This window comes from Paeniglutamicibacter kerguelensis, from assembly GCF_017876535.1.
Taxonomy (GTDB): Bacteria; Actinomycetota; Actinomycetes; order Actinomycetales; family Micrococcaceae; genus Paeniglutamicibacter; species Paeniglutamicibacter kerguelensis.
In genome coordinates this window covers 222,861-238,524 of record NZ_JAGIOF010000004.1, presented here as the reverse complement: position 1 = coordinate 238,524, position 15,664 = coordinate 222,861, and the positions used below count along the sequence as shown (strand labels likewise).

Here is a 15,664-nt window from a genome sequence, read left to right as displayed (position 1 = left end):
CGGTTCCGCGAGCGCAGGATCCTGGCGGTTGAGACGTCCACCCCGGGACTGCGAATGACTGTTGGCCGAGCCATCCGTGCCCGTCCACGGGCAAACCGGAGCCGGCTCCTGCGGGGAATGGCGAAACCTGGAACGGCAGGTGCTCGGGCAAGGTTTTCCCAAGGTATTTGGCAGAGGCTGTGGTCACTCACGCAATTACGCAATTTAATTTATGGGGGAGACGCCATGTCTACACATGCTGTGCATCGCAATCGCCATGACGGGACAAGAAGGGCGAAAAGGGGACACCCGTCCCCGCCTCGCAAGCTTGTCGCGGGAGTGACCGCAATCTTGTTGGGGGCCGGCTTCTTGCCGGTTGTGGGGGCGCCGGCTGCAAGCGCCGCACCCGTCGGCCAGGGCCTGACGCTCAACGCAGGGGACATGCGGTTTATTCTCAAGCAGATCAAGATCGCTGAGAACCACGCCACCAAGGAAGATGCCCAGGGCAACCCCGTGGCCGGCCAGCCGTTGGTGGGATCCGGGCCGAACCAAATCGCAAACGCGCTGCTGCCCTACGGGTTGCGCGCGGTTGACGGATCCGAGAACAACCTCGTTCCCGACCAGGGTCACTTCGGGGCCGCCAGCCTAGCCATGCCGCGCCTTGCGCCGGCACAGTGGCGGACGGCGGAAAAGATCAACCCCGACGGTTCGTCCGCTGGAGAAGGTACTTACGAATCGGTAAATACCAGCTTGAGCGATGCCGAACCGAGGTTCATCAGCAACGTCATCGTGGACCAGACCCCGTCAAACCCCGCGGCAATTGCCGCCGCCGGCAAGGCCCACCGCACCGTCAACGACGGCCCCACGGCTGTTCCCTGCGTCTCCGACAACAATCCGGCGAACTGCGTGCCCGAGGGTGAAACTCTCGACATCCCGAACGTCACCACAGACTTCGGCCTCTCGCCACCGTACAACGGCATGTTCGCGTTGTTCGGCCAGTTCTTCGACCACGGCGTCGATTTCACGAAGAAGACCAAGAACATCGTCATGGTCCCGTTGGCCGCGGACGATCCGCTTGTGGTCGACGGATCCGCCGGCCGGGCGCCGTTCATGATCCTCAACCGGGCCGAGAACCAGCCCGGCCCCGACGGAATCCTGGGCACCGACGACGATGTGCAGGATGCCACGAACACCGACTCGCCATGGGTCGACCAGAGCCAAACCTACGGTTCGCATTCCTCGCAGCAGGTATTCCTGCGCGAGTACGAGGTCGTTGCCGACAAGCCACTTGCCACCGGCGGGCTGATCGAGGGCGCGACCGGCGGCATGGCAACCTGGGCCGACATCAAGACCCAGGCTGCAACGGAGCTTGGCCTGCGGCTGTCCGACGCCGACGTCGCCGACATCCCGATGCTCGCCACCGACCAGTACGGCAGGTTCCTGCGCGGCCCCAACGGGCTGCCCCAGTACCTGACAACCGACCGGACACTTGTTGAAGGCAACCTGGAGAGCCCCGTTGCCCCACCGGCAAACGTCCAGCGCATCGGCATCGCTTTCCTCGACGACATCGCCCACAACGCGAATCCGTTCAACGGACAGACCGGCGCGGCGTTGACCGCCGACACGAACACATCGGCATCGACACCCACCGACGCCCAGCCGGCGGGAACCTATGATGACGAGATGCTCGCCCTGCACTTCATTGCGGGCGACGGCCGAGTCAACGAGAACATCGGTTTGACCGCGATCCACCAGGTATTCCACTCGGAACACAACAGGCTAACCGGATACATGAAGGACCTGTTGACCTCACTGAACCTGGACCTGAACGAATGGAAGCTGGCGTCGGGCGCCTGGAACGGTGAACGCCTCTTCCAGGCGGCACGGTTCGTGACCGAGATGGAATACCAGCACATTGTTTTCGAGGATTTCGCCCGCAAGATCCAGCCGGGCATCAATCCCTTCAACGTGTTCACCCAGTCGGACACAGGCATCAACCCGGCCATCAAGGCAGAGTTCGCACACGCGACCTACCGCTTCGGACACTCGATGCTGACCGACACCGTGGACAGAAAGACCAACGGGGGAACCGACATCGGGCTTCCGCTGCTTGACGCGTTCCTGAACCCGGCCGCCTACTACTCCAGCAGCGCGGGAACCCTGACCCCGGAAAAGGCCGCAGGCGCCATCGCCATGGGCATGTCCGACCAGGTCGGCGCGGAACTCGACGAGTTCGTCACCGACACCCTGCGCAACAACGTGTTGGGTCTCCCACTCGACCTGGCCACGCTGAACATCACCCGTGGCCGTGACACCGGCGTCCCGTCGCTCAACAACTTCCGCAAGGAGATCTACCGCGCCAGCGGCGAGGCCTCGCTGAAGCCGTACGGCAGCTGGGTCGACTTCGGCCAGGCCATGAAGCACCCCGACTCGGTGGTCAACTTCATGGCAGCCTACGGTGCCCACCCCACGATCAAGGACGCCACAAACATCGACGGCAAGCGCGCCGCGGCACAGGTGCTCTTCGACATGAATCCGGCCGATGCGACCACACCTGCCGACGCCTACGACTTCGTCAACAGCTCAGGCACTTGGGCAACCGTGGACGGCGCGTCGAAGACCGGTGTCGACGGAATCGACCTGTGGGTCGGTGGCCTGGCGGAATCGCAGAACCTCTTCGGCGGCCTGCTCGGTTCCACCTTCAACTACATCTTCGAACGCCAGATGACGGACCTGCAGGACGGGGACCGGTTGTACTACCTTTCCCGCACCTCGGGCCTGAACCTGCGCACCCAGCTTGAAGGCAACTCCATGGCCGAGCTGATCATGCGCAACACCGACGCAGCGGCACTGAAGGCAGACGTCTTCGCGGTCGCCGACTGCGAGTTCGAGCTCGGCAACCTCACGTCCGCCGCCGGCAGCAACGCCGTCGCCGACGACCCGACCTCGGTCTGTGACGAGGGTGCGCTGCTGATGCGCATGGCCGACGGCACCATCCGCTACCGCGTCTCGAACACCGTTGACCGCGCGGGCCTCAACGCCCAGTCGACCTACAACGGCACCGCCGTACGCGACAGGGTCTGGGGCGGCATCGACAACGACACCGTCTGGGGCAACGAGGGCGACGACATCATCGAAGGCAACGACGGTGCTGACACCGTCCTTGGCGGCGACGGCAACGACATCATCACCGACTCGTTCGGCGACGACGTGCTCAAGGGCGGTCCCGGCAACGACGCAGTCGACGCCGGCCCGGGCCTGGACATCACCATGACGGGCGACGGCGACGACTTTGCCAACGGCGGCCTGAACGGCAACGAGCACTTCCTCGGTGAAGGAAACGACCTGGTGCTCTCCGGCGACGGACCTGACACGGTCTTCGGCGGCGGCGGCGACGACTGGCAGGAAGGCGGCAACTCCAACGACCTGCTCCAGGGCGATTCCGGCGCACCGTTCTTCGATGACATCAACAACCCGGGCCACGACGTCCTGATTGGCGACAGCGGAGAGGACGACTACGACGCAGAGGGCGGCGACGACATCATGGTCGGCGGCCCCGGCATCGAACGCAACCACGGCGTCTATGGCTTCGACTGGGTCACCCACGCCCGGTCTGCCGAAGCAGGCGACTCCGACATGCGCATGCTGGTCGTGGAGGGCCCCAACGCCCTCCGTGACAGGTTCCTGCTGGTTGAAGGTCTCTCCGGCTGGGACAAGAACGACGTCCTGCGCGGCGAGGACTCCGCACCGTCCAACCCGGGCGAGGACGAGGTGGGCGTACCCGGCCTGACGAACGTGCTTGATGCCGACGGCATCAAGCGCATCAACGGACTGGCCGCCCTGCTGCCGGCAGGCGCTACGGAGTTCGGCGCCGGCGACATCATCATCGGCGGTTCCGGGTCGGACCAGATCTGGGGCAACGGCGCCGATGACATCATCGACGGCGACAAATGGCTCAACGTCAGGTTGAGCGTCCGCACGGATGTCAACAACCCGGCAACCGAGACCAGGTCCGTGAACACGCTCAAGGACCTGCAGGCCGACATCATGGCCGGCAAGGTCGATCCGGGCAAGGTTGCAATCGTGAGGGAGATCCTTTCGACCCCGGGTGCAACCGACGTTGACACCGCGAACTTCTCCGGTGCCAGGTCCGAGTACACCATCACCACGGCGCCCGACGGGGTCACCACCGTGACCCACAACGCCGGCACCGGGGATGACGGAACCGACCGCATCACCAACGTGGAACGCCTGAAGTTCTCGGACGAGACCGTCGAGCTCAATGATACTGTGGCGCCAACGGTGACGGGACGAACGCCGGCCGCGAACGCCGTGAATGTCGCGATCGGCAGCAATGTCACTGCAACCTTCAGTGAGGCGGTGACGGGAGTCAGCGTCGGCACCATGACGCTGACCAATCCCGCCGGCGGCACCATTGCCGCGGCAGTCACCTACGCCAACGGGACAGCAACGCTGAACCCGAATGCCGATCTGGCCAACAATACCCGCTACACAGTGAAGCTGACCAACGGCATCGGAGTTGCCGGTGGAACTGCGCTGGTTGCCACCGAGTGGTCCTTCACCACGGCTGCGGCAACTGTTGATCCGGCCCCGACCGTCACCGGTCGGACGCCGGCCGCCAATGCGACGAACGTCGCGGTCGGCACCAACGTCATGGCGACGTTCACCGAAGCGGTGACGGGAATCAACGGCACCACCGTGCGGTTGACCAGCCCGAGCGGTGCGAATGTGTCTGCCGCGGTGACCTACAACACGGGCACCCGGACGGCAACGCTGAACCCGAATGCCGCCCTGGCTGCGGGCACCCGTTACACGGTGTCGTTGACCAGCGGCATCAGGGACAACGGCGGAACCGCACTGACCGCCACGAGCTGGAGCTTCACCACCGATGCCGCACCAACGGTGACGGGACGGACGCCGGCGTCCAACGCCACGAACGTTTCGCGGAGCGGCAACGTCACGGCGACGTTCAACGAAGCGGTGACGGGAATCAACGGCACCACCGTGCGGTTGACCAGCCCGAGCGGTGCGAATGTGTCTGCCGCGGTGACCTACAACACGGGCACCCGGACGGCAACGCTGAACCCGAATGCCACCCTGGCTGCGGGCACCCGTTACACGGTGCGGCTGTCCAGCGGCATCAGGGACAACGGCGGAAACGCGTTGACCACCACGAGCTGGAGCTTCACCACCGATGCCGCACCAACGGTGACGGGACGGACGCCGGCGTCCAACGCCACGAACGTTTCGCGGAGCGGCAACGTCACGGCGACGTTCAACGAAGCGGTGACGGGAATCAACGGCACCACCGTGCGGTTGACCAGCCCGAGCGGCGCGAACGTATCGGCATCGGTCAGCTATAGCACCTCCTCGCGGACTGCGACGTTGAATCCATCGTCAACCCTGGCTGCAAACACCCGTTACACGGTGCGGCTGTCCAGCGGCATCAGGGACAACGGCGGGAACGCGTTGACCGCCACGTCGTGGAGTTTCACCACCGACGCCGTGCCCACGGTAGCGCAACTGACACCGGGATCCAACGCCACGAACTTCTCGCGGAGCGGCAACGTCACGGTGAAGTTCAGTGAGGCGGTCTCGGGTGTCAACGGAACCAGCGTCCGGTTGACCACCTCGACCGGTGCCAACGTGTCAGCAGTGGTGAGCTATAAGGCCAGCACGCGGATGGCAACCATCAATCCGAAGTCAAAGCTGAAGGCCAACACCCGCTACACGGTGAAGGTGTCCAGCAGCATCAAGGATTCCGGATCCAACAAGCTGTCTTCCAAGTCCTGGAACTTCAGGACGGGAGCCCGCTAACCATCAAGTAGGGGCAAGGGCCTGGCTGCAATCCATGCAGCCAGGCCCCTGCTTTTTGTGTCCCGGACTGTGGGAGTAGTTTGTTGCCTGCCTCCGACTTCGGGAGCCTATGAGTGCTTCGGAAAGATTGCCCCTGCCGAAATCCGGTACCGACGAATCCTGGAGGTAGCCTGCCAAGACCATCGTCCCCCGGTCCTCCATGTGTTCGTTGTCGAAATCTTGGATGCCTGTTTGCCAGCGGGCAGACCAGGGTGCGGTGTTGCAGACCTGAGCGGGTGGAAGAAATGGCCCAGAGTCTTCCCAGCCTGGTCCCTTCCGAGGACGGGGCTGCTATCCGGGATCTCCCCGAACCCTCATGCGCCCTGGGGCAGTCAGTGACTGGGTGGCGCCCATGTAGAGGATTACAGATACCGGTGTTCAAACCTCCTGCGACTGCATTCCCCGTAGCGGCAGAGCCGGCCTCCCACTTGGGTTTGGTCCATCGCAGATGCGGAATTTTTCAAGTCAAGCGGTGCCACGCTGAGTCAGACAGCCGTTAGGTCGCCGCTTTTCGGTGATTTCTTTTGGTTGGTTGATCCATGCCGGCACGGCGAGGGCCAGGATCCTGGGGTCCGTGGTGGTGCTGAACCGGTGCGGATGCTTGCCCCATACCGCTTTCAGCTCTGCCGTCTGTGCAGCTGGCACTTGTAGCCTAAGCGCGGCCAGTGGGCTGGACCCCTTTTTTTGCCTGTCATCTGGGTCTAGGCGCGCTTCGAAGCACTGGCTACGTTTATCCAAACCACCGAAACGTGAGCTTGTTCACATTCGATGCGGTGTGGAGATCTCTGCCACTTCTGTTGTGCCGCTCGAGACGTCAAACTTAGAAGGGTTGCCATGGCTACCGCCACTATCAACGCATCCGATAATCAGCAGCGCATTTCCACCTCCGGCAAGAAGCCGAAGAATCATGCACGGACCGCACGGAGGCGACGGACGGCAATCCGCCTCGTGGTCTTTGCAGCCTTCCTGCTGCTGTGGTGGGGCGTAACGGCTGCAGGCCTGGTAAAACCATTGTTCCTGCCTTCACCCGGGGCCGTCTGGAATGCCGCCGTCCAGGCGAACTCGTGCCGTCCCGTAGCTGCTGGAGCCGAACGCCTCGTCTGCGGCGAGCAGAACTACTTCATGTGGGAGCATTTGATCGCCAGCCTGCAGCGGATCGGTGCCGGCGTGGGCATGGCCATAGCGTTTGGCGTGGCACTGGGCTTCATCATGGGCACGATAAAACCCGTCAACACGGTCATTGAGCCGTATCTGAACTTCCTTCGCTCGCTGCCACCACTGGGCTACATTGGCCTGCTGATCGTCTGGTTCGGCATTGGAGACGTTTCGAAAATCTGGCTGTTGTTCCTCGCCGCGTTCCCGCCGATTGCGATGGCCACCATTTCCGGGGTGGGCGGAATCCGGCAGGACCGGATTCACGCAGCCCAGTCCCTCGGCGCGTCCCGGTGGCAAGTCATGACAAACGTCATCCTCCCTTCCAGTCTGTCGGAAATCTTCAGCGGCATCCGTATCGCCGTCGGCTTTGCGTGGACCACGGTGGTGGCGGCCGAGCTAAACAACGGCATCCCCGGTATCGGCGGTCTGGCGTATATTTCTGGCACCCAGCTGCAGACACCTCTGACCATCGCGTGCATCATCGTCATCGGCATCTCTGCCATCGCCCTGGACGCCCTCATCAAGAACCTCGGGCGCATCCTCGTTCCGTGGCACGGCAAGGCATGACCGTCCCATTCCGTACTTGAACCATCCGCACCTCAAAAGAAAGAGCCATCATGACGAAGCTTCCTTCCGGAACACGTAGCGCCGCCGTCGTTGTCGCCCTACTGGCCATGACCCTGTCCGGCTGCGCCAGCGCGTCGGAGCGCACCGCCGAAACCTCATCCTGCCCGTTTGCACCGGACGAATCCATTACTGCCACAGCACGCATTGCCTATCAGCACATTCCAAACGGGGATCTGATCGTCAAGGACCAGGGCCTGCTCGAAGCCTGCATGCCTAATGCGAAAATTACGTGGAACAAGTATGACTCGGGCGGAGACGTGGTGCAGGCTTTCGGTTCCAACTCCGCGGATTTGGGGCTGATCGGCTCCAGCCCCGCTACGAAGGCACTCTCCGCTCCATTGAACATCGATATGAAGGTGGTTTGGCTCCATGATGTCATTGGAGCCGCAGAGTCCCTCATCGCCAAGGACACCTCCGTCAAATCGATTGCGGATCTAAAAGGCCGGACGATCGCTGTTCCCTTTAGCTCCACAGCCCACTACAGTCTGCTCAACGCTCTGAGGGAAGCGGGACTGGACGCCGCCAAGGATGTCAAAGTCATCAATTTGTCGCCCGACAAGGTGATCGGCGCGTGGCAAAGCGGAGAGGTTGATGCCGCCTGGGTCTGGGATCCGACGCTGACTCAGCTCAAGGCGGAAGGTGCCGTCGTAACAGGCAGCGGTGAGACTGCCGAAGCCGGGTTCCCGACGTTCGATGCAGCGGGCGCCACCAATGCTTTCATAGCAGCGAATCCTGGCTTCATGGACGTGTGGACCAGGAGCCAGAACTACGCTGTGGAACTTATCAACGAGGATCCGAAGGCAGCCGCGGTCTCCGTGGCAGTCGAGTTGGGAATCGCCCCTGAGGAGGTCGAAGAACAGTTCACCGGGTACAAATATTTGACGGCTAAAGAGCAAGGCGGGGCCGAGTACTTCGGCGGTAAGCTCGCAGCTGACTTCCATAAAACAGCTGGGTTCCTCCACGGTGAAGGTGAAATCTCGGCCGTGGGCAACGAACAGGACTATATCGACGGGCTCTACGGCGCTTCGATCTCCAATGTGGGCACCAAATGACAGCGGTGAACGACGGGCCCATTGCGGGCCCTGTACCCGCCGGACGTCGGGTGGTCCTCGACAATATCTCCCAACGCTACACAACCGACAGCGGGGATACGGTGCACGCGGTCTCGGACACCTCCATCACTGTCGAGTCCGGCGAGTTTGTATGCATTGTTGGTCCGTCCGGCTGTGGCAAAAGCACTCTCATGGACATGCTTGCAGGGTTTCTCACCCCTACCCAGGGCACCGTCACCATCGGCGGGGAGAAAGTCTTAGGGCCCGGGCAGGATCGCGGCGTCGTCTTCCAACAGCCAAACTTGTATCCCTGGCTCAGCGTCCGAAAGAACGTGGAACTTGGGTCAAAGTTCCGGAAGATTCCGGCCTCCGTTCGCCATGACGAAGCGAAGCGCTACCTGAAAATGGTAGGGCTGGAGCAGTTCATGGACCGCAAGCCCTATGAGCTCTCCGGCGGCATGCAGCAACGCTGCCAGATTGCGCGCGTTCTCGCCAATGACCCCGAGATCATCCTCATGGATGAGCCGTTCGGCGCCCTGGACGCGCTGACACGTGAGCGTATGCAGGTTGAACTGCTGCAGATCTGGCGAAAAAGTAAGAAGACCGTCTTCTTCATTACGCACAGTGTCGAGGAGGCAATTTTCCTCGGGACTCGGGTACTGGTGATGAGTGCACGTCCAGGACGTATCATCCTCGACGAGGCGATCAACATCAGTGACGAGAACGGTTCCCCTCTAGGCGCAGAGCTGAGATCCGCACCCGAATTTGTCCGCCTCCGGGACAAGGTATCCACCGCCATCTACGAAGCGCAGGGCGTAACAGGGGTTTCTCCCGCTCAGCATTGAAGTCAGTGACCCATCGCAGGCCCGGAAAATCGACTCTTTGCCGACCGTTTTCCTCAGGACAACAACGGTCCACCGGATGGCTGCGGAGGCACGGCCAGGATATTCCCTTCTCGGCCGGCTTGTTACGCTGGCGTGTCTGGCGTTTGGCTTATCACAGCGTTGGCTTGGCGGTCGACGACTTGTGTGAACAGTTGTAGAGATGCCAAGACGAATAGCCCGAGTTGGTACGGGTGTTCCACGTAGGTGGTACCGCTTTTTCACGGACCTGGAACTGGCCGGGAGTTGCCGTTGGCGATTCCCGGCCAGTTCTCTGTGCCTTTGCGGGCGTGCATTCCCAGAACAGTCGGCGGTTGCCCTGGCCTCCTGGCTGCGGAGCCCCCTCTCAGCCAGACTCGTTGGAGACCGCTTCTTGAACGAGAATGGAGGTTGATCCAGGGGGCACTGCGAAGCGTGCCCCCTGCGCCACCCACCAGACTGTTACGACTTAGTGATAAGCCAAGTCAGGGGCAGGGCCTGCGGCTTAGAGGAGATTTTCAGATGAGACATAGGCTGTACCCATGGCTTCTCTTCCCGCGCAGAATCTTGGCAGGCTGTTCTTCCCGCTGCTTGGCATAGCCGTGCTGATAGGCACTGTAGCGGGGACTCTCACGATGACGCTTTTACTGGTGCCCGATGGCTGGAGCGCGGACACTACTCCCTTCGTCCTCTTTTTGGCTGCGGTCTTTGGTGCCTTGGCGTCGATTCCTCCCGTAGTAGGTGCAGCGGTGGCCGTGGGTATCCAAGGAAAAAGGCACCTTCCCTCTTCGGGAAACCGCCAATCACTCGTCGCTGCTCTCGGAGCCACCGTCGGCGCAATTGTCCCGGCACTGACCTGCGTAGCCATCACTTTCAACCAGCCAAACGAAGTCGAAACAAGCCTATGGATCGGCGCGAGCTTCATCCTGGTCTGCTTCTGTTTAGCCCTGGCAACTTTTAGAGGAATGCTGTCCTTCGTCAGTAAAAGGCAGAAGCAACCCGCGTGATCTTAGTCCGTCATCGTGTTAGCCCGGTACCCAACGGAACCAGGCTGGGAGCGGTCGGGCGAGCGAGGACTGATCCCTTGGAACTTGAGCGGGAGGATCCATTTGGGTGGAAACATCTGACTTGGTTTACGCCCTATTTGTAACACGCCGGGAAATTCACGCTTGCGCTTAGCAAGCGTGAATGGTCTGTCTCTACTCATGTTCCCGGTGGGGTTGCCGTTTCCCTGTCTCGCCGTGGTGGTCTTCCAGCACCAGCGAACCCCGGTCGCGGACACTGCATTTGAAGGCTCGGGAAGTGGGAGGGCAGGGGCTTGCCTTGCTGCTCCAACTGTTTGGGTTGGAGACTTCAGGGCAAGAACGACACTGCACCCGTTAGGACGGTGTAGCGGTCGGTTGGCAGTTTTCACTGCTGAATCAAGGGCCAGGTTACTGGAGCTGGTCAGTGGCGGCATGTGCACATGAGTCCGGTCAACGGGTTGTTGGCTGTAGGTGCTGGCACTCCTTCGATCCTGGGGATTGCTCAACCCGGTGAAACACCATGCTCATGCGCTCGACAAGTGGACTGCATCCAACGCAGGGTGCGGGGCCTGTCGACCCCTGTGTCCTTGTTTGGGTTGCCGCGCATACGCGACACGTGGGAGACGATACCGAGCTAGAGCTATCACCCAAGTTGACGTCCTACTTGGGTTCTAGCGTCGAAACCGCATAGCGCATTAAAAACGAAAGTCCCCGCATAAAGCAGCTCTGCCAGTGGGGACCATCGAAGTTTGTGAAGTTTTCTCCTGGTGGCGGGATCGGAGGGGTGGCCGCGTCATTGCGCTTGCCCCTCCACCCCGCCACCAAAGATCTAGTTAGGCGCTTACCTTCTCAAGTGCCTTGGCCTCGCGCAGGTAGCGGTTGTAGGCCTGGACTGTGAGGAAGGTCGGGAAGTCCTCACGCAGGGCGCATGCCTCGAAGATTTCACGTGCATCCTCGAAACGGTCGCCCTCGAAGCGTGCGAGCTTGTCGAATTCCTCTTCGGTCAGGTCTTCCACCCAGCTGCGGGAGATCAGTTCGCCCTCGTCGGTGATGGCTGCCTGCTGGATCCACTGCCAGATCTGCGAACGCGAGATCTCGGCGGTGGCGGCATCCTCCATGAGGTTGTGGATGGCAACGGCGCCATTGCCGCGCAGCCAGGCCTCCATGTAGCGGATGCCCACCTCGATGTTGTTGCGGATGCCGGCCTCGGTGATCTTGCCTTCGGTGCCTGCAACGTTCAGCAGTTCCTTGTCGTCCGGGGTGACATCTTCACGGGTGCGGTCGCGCTGGTTCGGCTTGTCTCCCAGGACTGCGTCGAAGACTTCGCGGGCCACCGGAACCAGATCCGGGTGGGCAACCCAGGAACCGTCGAAGCCGTCGTTGGCTTCGCGGGTCTTGTCGGCGCGGACCTTCTCGAAGGCCACGGTGTTGATGGCCTGGTCCTTGCGGTTGGGGATGAATGCGGCCATGCCGCCGATGGCCATTGCTCCGCGCCGGTGGCATGCCCGGACCAGCTGCTCGGTGTAGGAGCGCATGAACGGTGCGGTCATGGTCACCAGGGCGCGGTCCGGAAGGACGAAGCGCGGGCCGCGGGAACGGAAGTTCTTGATGATGGAGAAGATGTAGTCCCAACGGCCGGCGTTCAGGCCGGCTGCGTGGTCGCGCAGTTCGTAGAGGATTTCCTCCATCTCGAAGGCGGCGGTGATGGTTTCGATCAGCACGGTGGCGCGGATGGTGCCCTGCGGGATGCCAACCAGGTCCTGAGCCAAGACGAAGACGTCGTTCCAGAGGCGGGCCTCGAGGTGGTTTTCGATCTTCGGCAGATAGAAGTACGGGCCGCGGCCCTGCGAGATCAGGCGCTGGGCGTTGTGGTAGAAGTACAGGCCGAAGTCGACCAATGCGCCGGACATCGGCTTGCCGGAAACCAACAGGTTCTTTTCCGGCAGGTGCCAGCCGCGGGGGCGGACAACGATGGTCGGCAGGTCGGTGAGCTTCTCGCCGGTGAGCTTGTATTCTTTGCCCTCCGGGGAGGTGAAGTCGATGTTGCGGTCCAGCACGGAGCGCAGGTTCAGCTGCCCGTTGATGACGTTGGACCAGCTCGGGGTGGAGGAATCCTCCATGTCGGCGAGCCAGACCTTGGCGCCGGAGTTCAGGGCGTTGATGGCCATCTTGCGGTCGGTCGGACCGGTGATCTCAACGCGGCGGTCCTCCAGGCCCGGTGCTACGGGGGCGACCTTCCATGTGCTGTCCTCGCGGATGGACCGGGTCTCCGGGCGGAACTTCGGGTCGGAGCCGTTGGCGATCCGGGCCCGGTTCAGCTGGCGGGTCTGCATCAGTTCGGCGCGACGTCCGTCGAATGCCTTGTGAAGCTGGGCCAAGAAGTCCAGCGCCTGAGGGGTGAGGATCTCCTCCTGCCGGCGAACCGGCGCAGCGACCAAAGTAATACCGTTCAGGGTGATGGGATCGTTCATGGCTGGACTCCTTCGAAAATCAAGAAATTTGTGGGTGGCGGTTTGCCTGGGTACTGAGGGAAAAGCGTGTAACCCCGTGGGGCCGGCTGTGTTCAACCGGCCCCACAGGACACTGAAGCGGAAACCGCCGCGGTGTGTTTAGTGGAACTGGCCGGCTTCGGTGGATCCCACCAAAGCCAGGGTGGATGCGTTCGGGTTGAGAACGGTGGCGATGTCGTCGAAGTAGCCGGTGCCCACTTCGCGCTGGTGCTTGGTTGCGGTGTAGCCGCGGGACTCGGAAGCGAACTCCGCTTCCTGGAGCTCGACGTATGCGCTCATGCCTTCACGGGCGTAGCCGTGGGCCAGGTCGAACATCGAGTGGTTCAGGGCGTGGAAGCCGGCGAGGGTGATGAACTGGAAGGTGAAGCCCATGGCGCCGAGTTCGCGCTGGAACTTGGCGATGGTTGCATCGTCCAGGTGCTTCTTCCAGTTGAAGGAAGGGGAGCAGTTGTAAGAGAGCATCTGGTCCGGGAAGTCCTTCTTGACTGCCTCGGCGAACTTGCGGGCAAGCTCCAGGTCCGGGGTTCCGGTCTCCATCCAGATGAGGTCGGAGTACGGGGCGTATGCCTTGGCGCGGGCGATGCATGGCTCGATGCCGTTGCGGACCTTGTAGAAGCCTTCGGCGGTGCGCTCGCCGGTGATGAACGGCTTGTCGCGGTCATCGACGTCCGAGGTGATCAGGGTTGCTGCCTCGGCGTCCGTGCGTGCGATGACGACGGACGGGGTGCCCGCGACGTCCGCTGCCAGGCGGGCTGCGTTCAGGGTGCGAACGTGCTGCTGGGTCGGGATGAGGACCTTGCCGCCGAGGTGGCCGCACTTCTTTTCCGAAGCGAGCTGGTCTTCCCAGTGAACGCCCGAGGCGCCGGAGGAGATCATCGACTTCATCAGTTCGTAGGCGTTCAACGGGCCACCGAAGCCGGCTTCCGCGTCGGCCACGATCGGAACGAGCCAATCCTCAACTGACTTGATGCCTTCTGCGTGCTCGATCTGGTCGGCGCGAAGCAATGCGTTGTTGATGCGGCGGACAACCTGCGGAACCGAGTTGGCTGGGTAAAGCGACTGGTCCGGGTAGGTCTGGCCGGAGAGGTTTGCATCGGCGGCGACCTGCCAGCCGGAGAGGTAGATGGCGCGGAGGCCGGCCTTGACTTGCTGTACTGCTTGGTTGCCGGTCAGGGCGCCCAATGCGTTGGTGTAGCCGCCGGTCGGGGCTTCCTCGGTGAGCTGCTTCCAGAGCTTTTCGGAGCCGCGCCTTGCCAGGGTGTGCTCTTCCTGAACCGAGCCCTGGAGCTTCACAACATCAGCTGCCGAGTAATCACGAGTAACGCCGTTCCAGCGGGGGTTGGTTGCCCAATCCTGTTCGATTGCTGCGATACGGTTCTCGGTCGAGTTCTGCTCGGTCATTGCCTTCTCCTTGCTTGATTGCCGGTGCCGGTCCGGGGTCATCTTCTTTGGTGAACCTGGTGGGTTGTTCCGGCGTTCTTTCTGCGTGAGAACTACATTTCCGCACTTTGCCAGCGCTTTCTAGAGTCATTTAGCGGAAAGATTTGCAGTTCTTCGCGTATTCGAAAAATGCAGTCACTCCGGCACGGAATCGGTGGGCAAAACCGAAAATAGGTGGATCGGGCCCGGGATCGGCCGAAGAAGTGGGGGATATTTCTCAGGACTGAAGAATCCCCGATCTGCCTATGGCCAAGTCGGAGGGGCGCACATCATCGACGGCGGGTGGATTTGCAGTTGGCGCTGAAGTTGCCTCCAGCGGCCGGGTCTCTGCCCGTTTCGCTGACGCGCCGGTCAGAGGGTATTGGTCGTGGTCGGGAGAGTTGGGCATCAGCCGTTTCACGGCTCAGGCATTGTGCGATGCGGCCCGAAGGGTGTCGACGGCGACGTTTTCCGGGATGCCGGAGCTGTCAACGACGTGCCAGCCCTTGGCCGCGGCAATCTCCAGATATGCCTCTCGTGCCGAGACCAGGTAGGACATCGTCTCGCTGTCTTCGCCGCGCGCAAGGATCCGGGCATGTGCAACTTCGGCGGGGACGTCGATCAAGATGACGGCATCGGGCTGGGGAAGTCGGTCCATGATCCAGGGCAGAAGACGGCCGCGCGGCAATCCGCGGACCGAACGCAGTACCAGTTGGCACGCCAAGTGCCGGTCCATGACGGTGGTTCCGGGAAATACGGAGGCCCGGGTATGGGCGACGAAGACGTTCACGCATCGCACCACGGACTCCAGCCGGTTGGCCCAGGTCGGTGGCAACGCGGTGCCGAACCGTGCTGCCACCCGGGACATCCAGCGCCGCCCGGCCGGGTTGCGGAGCAATTGGGCCCGAATGCCGGTGTCGCGGATTCCCGCAACGAGGGCGGTCGCGGCCGTGGTCTTGCCTGCCCCGTCGATGCCCAGCAGCACAATGGTCCGGTGGCGCAACGGAACACCCGATCGAGCATCAGTGTGCTCGGGCTGGGGGGTCGTGGTGACCTCCGAGGAGGGTGCCGCATGGAATGAAGGCAAGGGGCTCCGTTGGTCGATTCGTTGGCTTCTCTATTAGGTCCAACGAACAAGCGAGCCGATTCGATGCAGGAGC

At 62.1% G+C, this 15,664-nt stretch carries 8 protein-coding genes; 5 read left to right on the top strand and 3 right to left on the bottom strand.

The window, feature by feature from the left end; genetic code table 11:
- The first annotated feature begins 318 nt into the window (after positions 1-318).
- The 5 genes from JOF47_RS20445 (at position 319) to JOF47_RS20425 (ending at position 10,557) form a co-directional block, all read left to right on the top strand.
- Positions 319-5,817 carry an Ig-like domain-containing protein gene (locus JOF47_RS20445; protein WP_342592882.1) on the top strand — a complete coding sequence of 1,833 codons (5,499 nt, stop codon included), beginning with the start codon at positions 319-321 and terminating at the stop codon, positions 5,815-5,817.
- 873 nt (positions 5,818-6,690) lie between these two features.
- On the top strand, positions 6,691-7,578 hold the full coding sequence (locus JOF47_RS20440; RefSeq protein WP_210002375.1) for an ABC transporter permease: 888 nt from the start codon (positions 6,691-6,693) through the stop codon (positions 7,576-7,578).
- 50 nt (positions 7,579-7,628) lie between these two features.
- Positions 7,629-8,690 (top strand): taurine ABC transporter substrate-binding protein, encoded by a 1,062-nt coding sequence (locus JOF47_RS20435; RefSeq protein WP_210002373.1) that lies wholly within the window; start codon positions 7,629-7,631, stop codon positions 8,688-8,690.
- Positions 8,687-9,535 carry an ABC transporter ATP-binding protein gene (locus tag JOF47_RS20430; RefSeq protein WP_210002371.1) on the top strand — a complete coding sequence of 283 codons (849 nt, stop codon included), beginning with the start codon at positions 8,687-8,689 and terminating at the stop codon, positions 9,533-9,535. The genes JOF47_RS20435 and JOF47_RS20430 overlap by 4 nt, the downstream gene beginning before the upstream one ends.
- A 557-nt stretch (positions 9,536-10,092) precedes the next feature.
- Positions 10,093-10,557: a hypothetical protein gene (locus JOF47_RS20425; protein WP_210002368.1), complete on the top strand. Its 465-nt coding sequence runs from the start codon at positions 10,093-10,095 to the stop codon at positions 10,555-10,557.
- Positions 10,558-11,408: 851 nt separating this feature from the next.
- Here the strand turns inward: JOF47_RS20425 and aceB are convergent.
- The 3 genes from aceB to JOF47_RS20410 all read right to left on the bottom strand — a co-directional run bounded on the left by aceB (position 11,409) and on the right by JOF47_RS20410 (position 15,591).
- Positions 11,409-13,046 carry a malate synthase A gene (gene aceB / locus JOF47_RS20420; protein WP_210002366.1) on the bottom strand — a complete coding sequence of 546 codons (1,638 nt, stop codon included), beginning with the start codon at positions 13,044-13,046 and terminating at the stop codon, positions 11,409-11,411.
- 138 nt (positions 13,047-13,184) lie between these two features.
- Positions 13,185-14,486: an isocitrate lyase gene (aceA, locus tag JOF47_RS20415; protein WP_210002364.1), complete on the bottom strand. Its 1,302-nt coding sequence runs from the start codon at positions 14,484-14,486 to the stop codon at positions 13,185-13,187.
- Positions 14,487-14,928: 442 nt separating this feature from the next.
- Complete coding sequence (locus JOF47_RS20410; protein WP_245357090.1) at positions 14,929-15,591, bottom strand: dTMP kinase; 663 nt, start codon at positions 15,589-15,591, stop codon at positions 14,929-14,931.
- Between the last annotated feature and the right edge of the window lie 73 nt (positions 15,592-15,664).